The organism is Stenotrophomonas maltophilia group sp. Smal12 (assembly GCF_037079935.1).
Classification (GTDB): domain Bacteria; phylum Pseudomonadota; class Gammaproteobacteria; order Xanthomonadales; family Xanthomonadaceae; genus Stenotrophomonas; species Stenotrophomonas sepilia.
In genome coordinates, this window is the sequence record NZ_JBAWUK010000127.1 from 1 (window position 1) to 537 (window position 537).

The following is a 537-nucleotide window of genomic DNA, read 5'->3' on the forward strand; positions in this document are numbered from 1 at the left end:
GGTTTTCCGGATAGAGCGATGCGAAATCGTTCAGATCATCGCGCGTCAGCATCGAGGCCGCGACACGGTTGTCTTCACAAACGTCCAGCGGAACCAGAATGATCGGAGCGCCCGATCGCAGCACCACACGAGCAGCTTCCGGGTCAGCCCAGATATTGTATTCGGAAACCGGCGTTATATTACCAGGGGTGGCGAAACACCCACCGAGAACCACGATCTGCTTGACCAGTTTCGCGATATCCGGCGCCATCTGGAGTGCCATCGCCACATTGGTTTGCGGACCAGTGGCCACAATCGAAATCTCATGCGGGTTGGCCCGCACCAGATCGATCATGAAATCAATGGCGTGCTTGGCGATCGGCTGATGGCTTGGAGCAGGCGCGGGCGGATTGAATCCCTTCAGCTGTTCTCCGAAACGGGCCTGAAGCTGTTTCTCGAAGTGTACCGGGGCAAGCATATCCTCGCGGGAATTGCCGACCAGCGGACGATAAGCCCCCTTTGCGACAGGAACGTCTTCACGACCGGCAAGCGACAGCG

Annotated in this window: 1 protein-coding gene; it reads right to left on the reverse strand. The window is 57.9% G+C overall.

Going from position 1 to position 537, the window contains the following annotated elements:
* The coding region (locus WDC87_RS21910) for a nucleoside hydrolase (RefSeq protein WP_336331341.1) at positions 1-537 on the reverse strand (537 nt) is incomplete at both ends.